The 14,285-nt window shown below is 61.8% G+C and carries 12 protein-coding genes; 10 read left to right on the top strand and 2 right to left on the bottom strand.

Annotated elements, in window-relative coordinates; translation table 11 throughout:
* The 5 genes from AC5RWT_RS27230 to AC5RWT_RS27250 all read left to right on the top strand — a co-directional run.
* Positions 1–642: GDP-mannose 4,6-dehydratase (locus AC5RWT_RS27230; protein ID WP_494082919.1), on the top strand; the 642-nt coding region annotated here is incomplete at its 5' end.
* Positions 639–2,468, top strand: a complete 1,830-nt coding sequence (locus tag AC5RWT_RS27235) for a glycosyltransferase family 2 protein (RefSeq protein WP_494082920.1) — start codon at positions 639–641, stop codon at positions 2,466–2,468. The genes AC5RWT_RS27230 and AC5RWT_RS27235, both read left to right, overlap by 4 nt.
* 316 nt (positions 2,469–2,784) lie before the next feature.
* Positions 2,785–3,975, top strand: a complete 1,191-nt coding sequence (locus AC5RWT_RS27240) for a glycoside hydrolase family 53 protein (protein ID WP_494082921.1) — start codon at positions 2,785–2,787, stop codon at positions 3,973–3,975.
* Positions 3,976–4,066: 91 nt separating this feature from the next.
* Entirely contained in the window at positions 4,067–5,140 is a 1,074-nt protein-coding gene (locus AC5RWT_RS27245) for a DNA polymerase IV (protein ID WP_494082922.1), read from the top strand.
* Between the two features lie 304 nt (positions 5,141–5,444).
* A complete protein-coding gene (locus AC5RWT_RS27250) occupies positions 5,445–6,122 on the top strand; it encodes an NADPH-dependent F420 reductase (RefSeq protein WP_494082923.1) in 678 nt (225 codons plus the stop codon).
* 581 nt (positions 6,123–6,703) lie between these two features.
* Here the strand turns inward: AC5RWT_RS27250 and AC5RWT_RS27255 are convergent.
* Positions 6,704–7,327, bottom strand: coding sequence for a hypothetical protein (locus AC5RWT_RS27255; RefSeq protein WP_494082924.1), 624 nt, complete (start codon positions 7,325–7,327; stop codon positions 6,704–6,706).
* 598 nt (positions 7,328–7,925) lie between these two features.
* Positions 7,926–8,510 carry a hypothetical protein gene (locus AC5RWT_RS27260; RefSeq protein WP_494082925.1) on the bottom strand — a complete coding sequence of 195 codons (585 nt, stop codon included), beginning with the start codon at positions 8,508–8,510 and terminating at the stop codon, positions 7,926–7,928.
* A 484-nt stretch (positions 8,511–8,994) separates the two neighbouring features.
* Here AC5RWT_RS27260 and AC5RWT_RS27265 point away from each other — a divergent pair, with 484 nt between their 5' ends.
* The 5 genes from AC5RWT_RS27265 (at position 8,995) to AC5RWT_RS27285 (ending at position 14,190) form a co-directional block, all read left to right on the top strand.
* A complete protein-coding gene (locus AC5RWT_RS27265; RefSeq protein WP_494082930.1) occupies positions 8,995–9,264 on the top strand; it encodes a DUF6884 domain-containing protein in 270 nt (89 codons plus the stop codon).
* Positions 9,155–9,382 (top strand): hypothetical protein, encoded by a 228-nt coding sequence (locus AC5RWT_RS27270; protein WP_494082926.1) that lies wholly within the window; start codon positions 9,155–9,157, stop codon positions 9,380–9,382. The genes AC5RWT_RS27265 and AC5RWT_RS27270 overlap by 110 nt, the downstream gene beginning before the upstream one ends.
* A 9-nt stretch (positions 9,383–9,391) precedes the next feature.
* Complete coding sequence (locus tag AC5RWT_RS27275) at positions 9,392–10,159, top strand: metallophosphoesterase family protein (RefSeq protein WP_494082927.1); 768 nt, start codon at positions 9,392–9,394, stop codon at positions 10,157–10,159.
* 463 nt (positions 10,160–10,622) lie between these two features.
* Positions 10,623–13,649, top strand: a complete 3,027-nt coding sequence (locus tag AC5RWT_RS27280) for an RHS repeat domain-containing protein (protein WP_494082928.1) — start codon at positions 10,623–10,625, stop codon at positions 13,647–13,649.
* Positions 13,650–13,980: 331 nt separating this feature from the next.
* Entirely contained in the window at positions 13,981–14,190 is a 210-nt protein-coding gene (locus AC5RWT_RS27285; RefSeq protein ID WP_494082929.1) for a hypothetical protein, read from the top strand.
* The last annotated feature ends 95 nt before the right edge of the window (positions 14,191–14,285 follow it).

The following is a 14,285-nucleotide window of genomic DNA, read 5'->3' on the forward strand; positions in this document are numbered from 1 at the left end:
GTAGTACCAATTGACGAAATGACGGAGCCAGGACCCAGGAATCCGTATGCGAAGAGCAAATGGATGTGTGAACAGATTCTGGAAGATCTGTGTGCTCGGCATCATGAGTGGTCCGTGACGGCTTTGAGATACTTCAACCCCGCGGGTGCACATGAAAGCGGCCTCCTGGGCGAAGACCCCGCCGGGATACCAGGGAATATTATGCCCCTACTCACTCAGATCGGCGCCGGCAGGCTCGACGAGCTGAATGTTTACGGCAACGACTACCCCACTCCCGACGGCACGGCCATACGCGACTACATCCACGTAATGGATGTTGTCGAAGGCCACCGCCTGGCGTTGGAACAGGGTCTGGTTGGCGGCTTCCGGCGCTACAATCTGGGAACCGGAATCGGCACGTCCGTATTGGGCCTCATCGAGGAATTTTCCTCCGTCAGCGGCCGGGAAATTCCGTACCGCATCGTCGGCAGGCGGCCCGGAGACGTTCCGGAACTTGTCGCGTCTCCCGCCCGCGCAGAGGCCGAACTCGGGTGGAAAGCCCGGAGGAATCTCACGGACATATGCCGCGACGCCTGGCGGTTTCAACAAAGGCACCCCCTCGGTTACGGCGACCTACAGAGCAATGAAGGGGCGCGGGCATGAATGCAGATAGCCCGTCGATGAGCCGTGAGCCTCACCTCTCAGGAGCGCAAGGGCCAGAAGCGACCTACGTCATCGAAACTAGCCCGGCCGGCCCCGTTCTGTCAGGCAGCAAAGCACCGCTGGCAGCGGCTCGCGAAGGTACCTTCATGCGGGCGCTGGGGACGTTCGACCGGGTCTTCGTCGGTCTGCTGACAGCTTGCTGGTTGCTCGCTTTCGTGTCGTTCTGGAGTTGGTGGCTGCAGCCGGAACACCGGGTGGGCTGGGTCGGGCTCATCATCAACTCGGTCCTCCTTTTCTACCTGTCGTATCAGCCCGGCTACTTCCTGGTGGTGGTCAACAGGCTCCGGCGGGTGGACCCGGACTTGCCAATACCGCAACTACGAACGGCATTCGTCGTGACGAAAGCACCCTCCGAACCCTGGCCAGTGGCAGAAGGAACACTCAACGCAATGCTGCACCAGAGCTTTCCCCAGTCCTACGATGTGTGGCTGTGCGATGAAGATCCTGCGGATGAAGTCCGGGAATGGTGTCGCGAGCACGGGGTCTTCCTGTCATCTCGTCGGGGAGTCGAGGATTACCACCGTTCCGTTTGGCCGCGGCGTACAAGGTGCAAAGAGGGCAACTTGGCCTACTTCTACGACAACTGGGGCTACAGCGACTACGACGTCGTCGTGCAGCTGGACTGTGATCACGTTCCGACGGTCACCTATCTGGCCGAGATGGTACGGCCCTTCTCGGATCCGGCCATCGGGTACGTGGCAGCACCAAGTGTCAATGACTCCAATGCCGCCACCTCTTGGGCAGCACGAGGGCGTCTTCACCGCGAAGCCACCTTCCACGGACCAGTCCAACTTGGCCATGCCGATGGCCTCGCCCCATCATGCATCGGATCGCATTACGCAGTCCGAACACAGGCATTGGCCACTGTTGGGGGGCTGGGCCCCGAGCTCGCCGAAGACTTCTCGACGTCGTTCCTGTTGACGTCCGCGGGCTGGAGCTCTGCATTTGCCCACAACGCGGAAGCGCACGGCGACGGCCCGCATACCTTCGCAGCAATGGTCATGCAGGAATTCCAGTGGTCGCGCAGCCTCGTCACGCTTTTCTTCGATATGGTGCCGCGCCATCTGGCCCGCTTCTCCTGGCCGCTGCGCATTCGGTTCCTTTTCGCTCTGTCCTACTATCCCCTGTTGTCCGTCACCACACTGGCGGGGATTGCATTGCCTGTCGTTGCGGCAGTGAGCGGCGCGCCCTGGGTTAATGTGAACTATTTTGAGTTCCTCGCCCGATGGATCGTGTTGAGTCTGCTTCTGCAGGGAATTACACTTCGTCTCCGCAGTAAAGGCCTGCTCCGGCCGCCAAGCGCACCGATCGTAAGCTGGGAAAACTGGTTGTACGCTTTTGCTAGATGGCCGTACATTGCGTGGGGCACAATGGCTGCCGTCATTCAGAAAATCAGGCCCAAACCGCTGTCGTTTCGTGTTACGCCAAAGGCACACGGCAGCCTCGAGCCCCTACCTACGCGGCTGATCATGCCTCACGCCCTCACCTCCGCAGTTCTGTCTGCGGCCGCCCTTTATGGGGAAGCCCAGACGAACGCTTACGGGTATGTATTTCTTTGCCTGCTGGGGGCGGCGGGCTACGGAATCGTGACGACGGCGGTACCGCTCCTGCACGCCAAAGAGGCGGCACGGTCCAATGGATCACCCTTCCCCGAGACTCTGCGTATCACGGTTGCGTTTCCTCTGACCGTCGCAACCGGTGTGGTCGCATTGGCCCTCACCGCCATGGCGGCCTACCCGGCTTACGTCTTGGTTTTCATCCGCTAGCGGGGACCCTAAAGAGGAGGAAAGATGAGGCGTCTCGTCCCAGCCCATCACGCTGACCATAAAGTTTTCGGCTGCGGCACAATGCTGGCTGAGTACCTGATGAACGCATTGTCGCCATCTGCTATGTCCCGTCTGTCCGGCTCTGGGCGGAGGCCATTCCGGCCCGGCAGATCATTTGTCGTGGAGGTCTGCTGTCTTAAACTCGAACAAGGATACGAGGGCCGGGAATGGTCACCATGGTCGTGGACCTGCTGGCAGGCGGATCAGTACACCGTCATGAGGCTAAGAAACAGTACGGGACGGTACGGGTAATTTGATGATGAACATCGTTGGCTCCCGGCAGATTGTGGCCTTATTGGACACAGCACGCTACCGGCGACGGCCAAGCATCATTTCGATTTGGTTCGTGAGCCTTTTAGCAGTTTCGGCGTCATTTTCACCGGGGGCTGTCTCGCCCTCGCTCGGAATCCGGGGCGTTGACATTTCATTCACCCTTCAAGAAGAAGCCATCGGCCAGAAGGTGAGTGATAACGGTCAGCAAGCAGCTATAGAGACAATCCTTGCGAGCCGCGGGGCGAACTATGCGCGGCTGAGGTTGTGGGTGGATCCGCCGCCAGGGACCAGCGATCTGACGTCCGTCCTGGCGCTGGCACGACGGGCGCACAAAGCGGGCATGAAAATCCTGCTGGATTTGCACTATTCCGACACGTGGGCCGACAGGACAACGCAGCTTACTCCGGATGCTTGGCAGAACCTGAGCCGCCCTGACCTCGTTCGGACCGTGGAATCGTATACGCGCACCGTCATAGCGAGTTTTGCCGATCAAAGGACGCCCGTGGACATCGTTCAGGTCGGCAACGAAGTCAGTCGCGGAATGCTCTGGCCCATCGGTCAGATATACCAGGTTGAAGGTGAGGACTGGGCCGGATTCGTCGAGCTGCTGAAGGCGGGCATCAGAGGAGCCAGGGCAGGCAATGGAGCCAACCCGCCTCAGATCATGATCCACAGCGATACCGGCGGGGACTCCATCGGCTCCACTTACTTCTTTGATCACCTGCATCAAAGCGGAGTCCGATTTGACTTGATCGGGCTCTCGTACTATCCGTTCTGGCACGGACCCCTTAGCGATCTGCGGCGAAACGTCCACGCGTTGGCTTCGCGGTATGGCAAGGACGTCATCATTGCTGAAACAGGTTATCCTTGGACGCTCACCAGCGACGCCGGCTGTCCGAGCGTGATCACGAGCCCGGACGCACTCCCGGATGCGGCAGCCTATCCGCCGACGCCGGAAGGCCAAGCCAAATTCTTTCAAGCACTTACCCAGCTCCTGACGGAAGTACCGGGCGGGCGTGGCGCAGGTTATTTCATTTGGGAACCCGGTTGGCTGCCAGGAGTTGACGCGTCCCCCGGGGTTTGCAACCGGCATACCAACCTCACCCTTTTCAACTGGTCCGGTCAGGGACTGCCCGCCCTGAGAGCATTCGGGTCTGGCAGTACCAAGCACTAGCCTTCCAGTTGAAACCCTTGCAGTGGAGTTCAGCGGCCAAGCTCGGTGGAAAGCCGATGTTTGCCGGGAATGTTTGTGGCAGGCTGGGGGCGTGAGCGGAATCCGGTGGGTGTTGCACGTAGATCTCGACCAATTCATCGCTGCGGTCGAGGTGCTCCGGCGGCCGGAGCTTGCGGGCAAGCCGATCATTGTCGGGGGTCGGGGCGACCCCACGGAGCGGGCTGTGGTGTCGACCGCATCCTATGAAGCCAGGGCGTTCGGCGTGGGTTCCGGAATGCCCTTGCGCATTGCCGCCCGGAAGGTGCCCGATGCCATCATCCTGCCCGTCGATCAGGAGGCTTACCTGGCGGCGTCTGAGACGGTGATGGCTACCCTGCGCGCGCAGCCTGGCGCCACCGTGCAGGTGCTGGGCTGGGATGAAGCCTTTGTTGGCATTGAGGCAGAAGACCCGGAAGCCTACGCCCGGCAGATGCAGACCGCCGTCCTTGAGCGAACGCAACTGCACTGCAGCGTCGGCATTGGCGACACCTTGATCCGAGCCAAGGTGGCCACCGGTTTTGGCAAGCCTGCCGGCGTCTTCCGTCTCACTGCCGGGAACTGGCTCGACGTCATGGGCAGCCGGCCCACCAAGGACCTGTGGGGCGTTGGAAGCAAAGTCTCGGGTCGGCTGGCCAAGCTCGGCATCGACACCGTCGCCGAGCTCGCCGCGTCCGACCCCCAAGACCTGGTCCCGGAGTTCGGCCCCAAGATGGGTCCTTGGTACGCGGAGCTAGGACGCGGGGACGGCGCCAGCATTGTGGACGACACCCCGTGGGTTGCCCGAGGGCACAGCCGGGAGACCACCTTCCAGCATGACCTGACGGAGCCTGCCCAGGTTGACGACGCCGTCAGGGAGCTGGCAGCGCGTGTCCTTGAGGATGTTGTGGCCGAAGGGCGGCCTGTGGTGGGGCTGACCCTTAAAGTCCGGTACGCGCCGTTCTTCACCAAGACCCACGCCAGAAAGATTCCCGAGACCTTCGACCGGCACGAAATCCTCGCGCGGGCTTTGGATCTCGTAGGCTCAATCGAAAAGGGCCGCCCCATCCGGCTCCTCGGCCTGCGGGCCGAGATGGCCATGCCCGACGACGCCCGAAAAGGACACACGCCGACGCGCGGCGGTGGGTAAGGCGGGCGCCCGGTATCCACAGCCGCATCCTGCACCAGAAGGTTTGGGCCCCAGGTGAGACGTTGAAGCCCCGTTGGAGATTCCCTGTGGACACCTGGCGATGCCAATGATGCTTGACTATTCCGCCCGTGGGTATATCTTCGCGTGTACCGGCACCGGATGGCGGACCGCCACTCGCATGCGCTGATGGTCCTTGACAAGCGGACTGGCCACCTTCGCCTTTGATCCTCCGCTGCTGCCGGCCTTAAGAAGGATCCCCACCCGCTGACACCTCCTGACCAACCCCGCGGAACAAGGAGCCCCCATGAAAACCGCAGTCCTTGGAACCGGCACCGTCGGCCGGACGATCGCAGCACGCTTGGTCAGCCTCGGCCATGCCGTCACCATCGGCACCCGCGACCCCGAGGCCACACTTGCCCGCACCGGCGACAACACCGCGGGCACCGCCTCCTTCGCCGCCTGGGCGGCAGAGAACGCCAGCATCGTTGTCGCGCGTTTCGCCGACGCCGCGGCCGGGGCCGAACTCATTGTCAACGCCACCACCGGCAGCGCCTCCCTGGATATCCTGAGCACGGCCGGTGCCGGGAACCTCGATGGCAAGGTCATCCTCGACATCGCAAACCCCCTCGATTTCAGTCAAGGCATGCCCCCAACCTTGTTCGTCAAGGACACCGACTCCCTCGGTGAGCAGATCCAGCGCACCTTCCCCGCCGCCCGCGTGGTGAAGTCCCTCAACACCCTCAATGCCGGTCTCATGGCACACCCGGCGCGGCTCCCCGAGGCCGGCACGGTCTTCGTTTCCGGGAACGACGCCGACGCCAAGAACACCGTCATCGGGCTCCTGAGAGACTTCGGCCATGAGGACGTCATCGACCTGGGTGACATCACCACCGCCAGAGGTGCCGAAATGCTCCTGCCCCTCTGGCTCCGCCTCATGGGCGCCCTCGGCACGGCCGACTTCAATTTCAAGATTGTCCGCTAAGCCCTAAAGGATCGCTCCCGGCCGGAGCGCGCCGCTGTCCCAAAGATTTCTTTCACTGCGAGGGCCTGCAAATTCATGAGCAAGACAACTTCATTAGCAGGGCTGGCGTGTGTGTCCTTGCCAGTTCCCTCATCTTGGTGTCTTGCGGCAATCAAGCGGGTTCTGCGAGACCGGCGCAGAGGCCGACACAGTCACCGACCCAGCCGGTATCGGAGGAGGCACGGGAACCTCTGACGATGCAGGCCAAGGAAGTCATGGCCGAGTACGGGGAAGCAGCAATTGAAGTTCCCGGAAACCCTTCCCGACGGCGTCAGCTTCCCCGGCACCCTCCCCTTGGCACTGATGGAGAACAACTACGTAGCAGAAGCAGGCGTTGGTGAAGGCGTGGCTTAAACAACACTTCAATAGTGGCTGCGCGTTTTACAGGGAGCACAGGTGACGAGACGGCCCGTACAATTCCAACACCATTGTCCAGCCGGGTGGACGCCACGACCCACCCGTGTAGTAATGAAGAGTTGTGGTGCCGTTGCGGAACCTGCCCTGAATTTCCGCTACTCCTCTCCGGAGCCTGGTAAGACGTGTTACTTCCCGGCCGCGTCGTCGAGCATTTCGCATATATCGTGCACGTGTCGAGTGGTGTTCAGCACGATATCCACCGAGTCAGGCTCGACCGCCGCCGGGTCTTCGGAGAGTTGGGTATGAATGCTCAGCCAACCCCGCTCATAGTAGAAGAACTCCGGGAAGCCTTCCTCCGCCAGCGCTGCGGCGTCAACGGCACCTACTGGAAAGATGATAGAGGAGCCCCTGAGTGAGTCCACGATGGTCAGCTGATCGGCAGAGAAGTGTTGATAGCCCGGTCCGGAGACGTCGAGTTCGTCGATGAACGCACCGTCCGAGGCCCGTGTCAGATCGACGGTGGCTCCGCCCCGGAACTTCACCATTGTCGACCCGTTCTGCTTCACCCGGGCCTTGTAGTGGACGTCCCGAACGTCTCCGGATTCCATGGTGACGGTCGTGCCGCATGCCTCGATCTCTACCGGGGCGTAGTAATCGTCGGGGACAGGCAGGTACTCGCCCCCGGTGTCCGGAGGCGGCCACGGGGCGGGGGCTTCCTCCTCCTCAAGGGTCGCGCCGGCTGGCGCTGCCCCAGCGGCGAAGGAGAGCGCAACGAAAAAGGGCAGGCACAGAAATTTCTTGATGGTCATGGTGGGACTCCCGGGCGGGCAGGAGGGCGGGCCGCTCCTCCTGCACGGATATGCGTTGGATGCCGTAGTGGCGACAGGTCCGGTAAAAGAACCACGGTCCCTGCGTTCCCCCCAGCCCAGGCGCAGCGGGCCCAGCGTCCGCCAACATACGCCTGCGGTTTCCAACTGTCAATGGGTTTCCGCGCAGTACCACTACCCTCTTGGATCGAGGGGACTTTTGCGGTTTTTGGACTTGCAGGCCGCCTTGTTGGCGTTGTAGTTCAGGAACTTCATGTGAGAGGTGCCAGGATTCTCGCTTCCTCTGCCCTGAGCGGACCCCCGTATCTTCTTCAAATATCCGGGCATTCCCGCCACCCTGGCATGGAATATCAGGGCCTCCATTATGCATTGTCAGCCTCATGAGGCCGGGCTGGGACGGAGCGTTCAACTTATGGGATTTGGGCGGTTTTCCCCTTGTTAACGGCGGGCAAACTCGTCGAGGGCAGGTTGAACCGGAGTCGACGGCAATGCTCAACAGGTAGCAGGTGCTGGTAAAGCCGAGGAAAGCTGCGCTTGCCGTCTTCCACGCTCGGGCGCGCAGGATCAAGTTCTACCTGATTCATCCTCTGCGGGGCAGTCTTGGCCGCACATCAGGGACCTCGTCCTCTGCAGAGTTCGCCGTGGCAACGGAATTCTCTGACGAGAGCTGCCGCTTGATCTGCTCGAGCTCATCTTTGAGCAGATCAACGGTGGCACGGTATTTTTCGAACTTCGCCGTTCGGCGCCTGGTCGCAGCGAAACTGAGGCAGGCGGCGAGGACGGCAAGCGGGAACGACACCAGCAGGGCCCAGCCTGACGCGGCAAGGAAGTCCAGCGCTACGGGAAGTGCCTGCTTGAATGCCAGGAACTCGTTCACCCCGCCGACCACCCCGTTCAGGGCGGAGTCCAAGGGGCCCAGAAATTGCCCGACAACGGGCGTCCCGGAAAGAGATGGTGCGCTCAGCGGCGGTTCTCCCCCTGCCGACCAGCGCGAATCACGGAAATGGTTCAGTACGTAGATCCCGGCACCCGCGTTGAGGGCCGCGAAGAGCAGAACCGAAGCAAGCGCGGTCCAATGAAACCTGCGCGGACGCCAGACGCCAGCCACCAGCGCGAAGACGGAGGCCGCACCCCAAGAGAAGACGCGAAGTTCGTCGCGGCTCATGCCGCCAAGGAGATCCAAGGAATTCGCCGCCCCTGCAGTTGGAAACAACCTCGCAGCTGGTTCTCAGCCGCCTACTCATAAACCCGGCCTATCTGAGCAATCCTCAGACAGGCCGGGATCTCGAAGGAAAGGAAGGAAAGGACTGTGAGATCCCGACCTATCTGAGCAAATGCTCAAGTAGAAAATACCCGTAGTCGCAAGGCTTCGGGCACTACTTCACTGCATCCCTGTGTCTAGCTATCTGAGCATTTATTGCTGTGAGAGAGGCAATTCGCTCAGGCGCTCTCGCGGGCGGACACCGCTGATGCTGTTTGTGTAGTCATGACCTTCTGTGTGAGGCGACAGCCGGAAGCGGCCGGGGTGCATAGACAGGGCATGAAGCACAGCACCCCCGAGACCGGGATCCACCGCATCGGGCTGGTGGGCTGCGCGGCCACCAAAACTGGACCGCCCTGCGCCGGCCCGTGAACTGTACACCTCGCAGCTGTTCCGCAAGGCCTCGGCCTACGCCGCGGCCACCTGCGACCGCTGGTACATCCTCAGCGCCAAGCACGGCCTGGTGCACCTTTACACCGTGTTGGAGCCGTACGACGTGCAGCTCGGCAAGGGCAACCCCACTGGTTACCTGGCGCTGGTGCCGCACCGTGACCGATCAGCTGACCGCCGAGCTGGCCGGTGTGCCGGACCCGCTGCTGGTCGCCTTGGCCGGCAAGTCCTACCGCACCTTCCTGGACGACTGCCCGTGGCCGTTTGAGATCCCGGTGGAAGGACTGGGCCTGGGTCGCCAGCTGGGCTTTCTCACCAACCGGCTGACGCTCCCGTCACCCGACGGGACACAGCAGGTGACAGCCGGAACCGGCCGGCCTGCATAGTAAACGGGTATGAAGATCATGATCGCCGGCGACTGGCACGGCAGCAGCAGCTGGGCCTGGAAGGCCATCGCCACGGCGAAACGGAACGGCATCGACACGATCGTCCACGTCGGCGACTTGAAAGTGCTGTGGCCGGACCCGGCCGACCCCACCTGCGGATTCACCGATGAGCTGGAACTGAGCCTCGACATGGACGAGGTCACCCTGATCTTCGTTGACGGCAACCACGACGTGCACCCCGACCTGCGGGCATTGCCGCTGAACGCGGACGGCTTCGGTGTCATCACTGACCGGCTGCTGTACGCACCCCGCGGTCACCGGTGGGAACTGGGTGGCCGGCAGTGGGGAGCACTTGGCGGCGCGTTTTCGGTCGACAGGCCTTGGGGCGTGAAAAACCTGACCTGGTGGGAGGAAGAGAACGTCGAGCAAGCGGATGTCGACCGCCTTGGCACGGCTCCGCTGGACGTGCTCATCACCCATGAGGCGCCGGCCGGCATTGACGTTGTCTCGACCATGAAGATCCCGGAGCTCATGGAGCTCGAGTCCTACCGGAACCGTCTGCTCGTCAGGGACGCGGTCCGCAACACCAGCCCATCCCTGGTGTTCTCCGGACACTGGCACCAGCGCCGCACCGCGCTGCTGCCGAACACAGACACCCGCGTGCATGTGCTGGACAAGGAGTTCACCCGCGGCAACGCCGTCGTGCTGGACACCGAGACGATGGCCGTGGAGGAGCTCCAGATCCCCGGCCGCTCCCGCGCCGCCGGCGCAGCCTAACGGAAAGGCCCGCCGAAGCTCCTTCACCTGCTCAGCCGAGCTTAGCTTTGGCCAGGGCAGGGCAAAGGCTGCGTTTCGCTCGACAAAGACGCGGCATTTTCGCCGCCTTTCCAACTAACACCCAAGATTGCCTTCAGAAACTTCAGCATATGCTTTTCGGCCTTTACAGGAGTTGTTTTCAGGCTTAGCGTTGCCCACATCATTCACGTGCTGGGGGGTAAACGTGTTAATAGAGTCGCGTTCGCGCATGAAATCATTCATTGGTCCTGTTTTCCGTTCTTCTCGTTCTTTCGCCCATCGTCACCTGCTGGCGGCGACAGCAACGGTCGTAGCGATAGCCTTGACCACTGGCTTGGCTGGCCCCGCTCAGGCTGTGCTGCCGGCTGCTCTGCCCGGGGCTTCTTCATCGGCGCAGAACACGATCGGGTTACTGGGAGCCCGCCCAGGCGCCACCCGATTGCCGGTGCCGGTCTCGGATAAGGTTTCCGCCTCGGTCGATGTCGGGACCGGGAACCTTCTGGTAGCGATCAATGCGATGACGCTGCCGGGGATCGGCGAGGACGTGCCGATAGGCCTCGTACACAACTCCCGGGCAGGTCTCAACCCCACAACGGAACTGGCACAGTGGCGTACCGTGCTGGGTTCGGCCGGTTCGTTAACGACCGTCCCGGAGGGCGTGCTGTTCACCGCCGGAGACGGGTTCTCGGCCGTCTTCACCCCAGTGTCCGGGTCAACGACCCGCTTCGTGCCGCCAGCAGGGGTGAAGGCTGACCTGCTGAAGACCACCACAGGTTACACGTTGACCTGGCGGCAATCCAGACAAGTGGTTTCTTTCAATGACGATGGCCAGGCAGTCTCGTTCGCAGACCGCAACAACAACACCACCAAAATCACCTACGCTTCCGGCCGGCCCACGCAGGTTGAGGCAACCCGAGGGACCGCCGGGGCCCGAACAGCGCACCTAAAATACGGGTCGGAGAGCGTGCTCACCGGGATCAGCCAGACCAGCGGAACCCAAACCCGGTCAGTGAAATTCACTCCGGACAACTACGTCGGCAACCTCATGGGCTTCACCGATGCATCGGGCAAAGAAACCACGTTCGAATACACCAACCAGCGCCTGACAGCCATCGTGTCGCCGGCCGGAAATCGCACCCGATTCAGCTACGACACCAATGGCAGGGTGGCTTCAATCAGGCAGGAGAACACCGGGACAGGCCTGCCCGGTGACTCGCTAACCCGCCTGACCTACCCATCGGCCACCCGGACACTGGTGGCAGGGCCGAACACAGACCCGGCAGCGGCAGTCACGTCGGTCCCCCACACCGCCTACACGTTGAACAGCGGCTTGCGCGTGGCGACAGTGACGGATCCTGAAGGCCGCCAGCGGTCGACGACCTACACAGCCGATTTCGATACCCTCACCAACACTCTGGGTGCCGGCGCGCAGTCCGGCACGCTCACGAATACATATGGTGCCAACAACGGCCAATCACTGACCGCCAGCCAAGCCCCAGGTGGAGCCACCTTCGCCGCAGGCTACGGAAATACGGCGGCCCAAACCAGGTACCTCGCAACCTCAGCCACCGACGATGCCGGCAATGAGTCCACCTTTGCCTATAACGGAGCCGGGAACCTGCTCACCTCGACGGACGCGACTGCGGCGACCGCCAGTGCGACCTACAACCCGAACGGCACTGTCGCGACGGCCCTGGCACCAGGCAACGGCACCAACACCACCAGCTACCGCTATGACGCCAACAATCAGTTGGTCTCGATCATCCCTGTCACCGGTTCATCCCTGCGCTCCAAGTCCCTGACCTGGGACGGGTGGGGGCGGCTGAAAACCGTGACCGACGGCAACGGCAAAACTGCCACCTACAATTACGATCCGGCCGACCGACTCACAGGGATATCCTATTCCGACGCCACCGCCCCGGTTTCCTACACCTATAACGGTGACGGCCACGTAATCACCCGCACCACCGGGTCAGGAACCACCACCTACACTTACGATCGGCTCAATCGGCTCATCGGCCGGATCAACACCGCCGGCGGCGGGAAGATCACCTACGGCTACGACAAGGCCTCAAACCTCATCTCGGTAAGCGATACGCGAGGCACCACCAACTACACCTTCGATGACTCCGGGGTCGCGACCTCGATGAGCTACGGTCCGGCCGGTGACCGCACCCTGGTCAACTTCGCCACTGACGACAAAGGCCGCCGCACCGACACTTGGCTCGACACAAACACGGGCAACACGGCATTCAAGGCACACACTCATACCGATTACGACACCAGCGGACGAGTCATCAAGGTGGTGGCCGAACAATGGAACGAGTACGGCATCTCCCCGGTTTTGGACCTGGACTACTGCTACACGGCAGGGCCAGCCGGCAGCACCTGCGGTGCGTCGGTGACGAATGACCGGGCCAAGATCCAGTGGCTGAAGGACAACCTGACCGGTGCCACCACGGCTTACACCTACGACCGAGCCGGGCGTCTGGCGAAGGCCGCGACAACCGGTGGCAGCGCCCCAGTGACCTACTCCTACACCTACGACTCAAGGGGCAACCGGCTAACCGCTTCAACCGCTAAGAGCGGTGGCACCAGCACCGACACCACCACGTACAACCCGGCTAACCAGATCACCAGAAACGGCTATGCCTACGACGGGGCCGGAAACCTCACCGCTGACCCCGACGGGGCCTATACCTACAACGCGGCCGGGCAAATGAAGACCGCAACCGCTGAAGGGACCGCCTACAACTACACGTATGGCGGGGCAGGGCAGCAGGAACTCATCTCCCAAACCACCCCGGAAGGAACCTACCAGTACACCTACGGACGGACAGACGCCCAAGGGCTGCCCGTGATCGAACAGCTCAAAAGAGGAAGCGGCACCGCCTACATCGAACACGACCCGGTCACCGGGGAACCGCTCGTGCTGCGCACCGCCGCCGGCCTCGACGCGCTCTACATTTACGACGGCACCGGCAACCCAGCAGCACTCGTCAGCTCCGGGCCGCACATCGCATTCGCCTATACCTACGATCCTTACGGGGTGCCGACCTTGACCAAAGGCTCCGGCGGCGCTGCCATCGCCCAAAACCCGTACCTGTTCAAACAAGGCATCCAGGACCGCACCACAGGGTGGGTCAAATTCGGGGCCCGCTACTATGATCCCGGCACCGGGCGGTGGGCCCAGCAAGATACCATCGACGCGCCCCTGGACCCAACCAACGCCAACCGCTACGCCTATGCCGCCGACGACCCCATCAATCTCTCAGACCCTCTTGGACTCTTCACCGGTAAGTGCATGTGGGACGCGGCCTTCGTGGGAGTATCCTACGCAGGATTCGTTATTTCAGCTATCGGAGTTACCACCGCGACGGCAGGTCTAGCAGGAATTGCAGCCGCAGGACTTGCTATCGCCGCCGCCTCAACCATCAAGTCGGGCTTTGATGCCGAGCAGTCATGTGGATAGTAGGTAACTCAACAGTCGTCATGGGGAGGAAAGACGTTGTCCACTCAAAATAAGTTGGTCTTCAAATCACTTTTTACTGTGGGGCTAGTCATTCTTGCGCTTGCCTGTTTTTCGGCTGTGGCATTCGGTGAATTTCCCATATTTCAAGCCGTCACGGGCATGGCTCTCACGGTCGTGGCGGCCATTGGGCTACGGAAGATCAATCGGAGCTCCAATTGATAGTGCTGCGTGAGCAGTTGGCCTTGGAGTGGGGCCGGCGGCTTTTAGCCGGGCCGACGGCTGACGTCTTCACGTGTAGCTAGTCCAACGGTGAACACATTGAGGTGAGGATATGAAGAGCACGATTTCCATCGTGAGCTTTGGGCTTCTAATCCCTGTTGGCATCATCTTGTCGGGCAACGCAAATTCCACTGGACTCTTCTGGAGCGGTGCCGCCATGACAATCTTCGGGTTCGTCGGCTCGGTAGCGGGCATCTACCAGAGGCATGTGGAACTCAAGGCTAAGCAGTCCGGCAAAGAGCCCTCGGGTTCAGCCGAATAGCAGATTGAAGAATCCCGCAGGAGACGGCGTCCTTGGCCTGGCCCGGGTGCCAGCCGGCTAAGCAGCAAGGAGGGGCGGAGCCGCTTGGCTCCGCC

Source organism: Arthrobacter sp. Dra40, assembly GCF_059091905.1.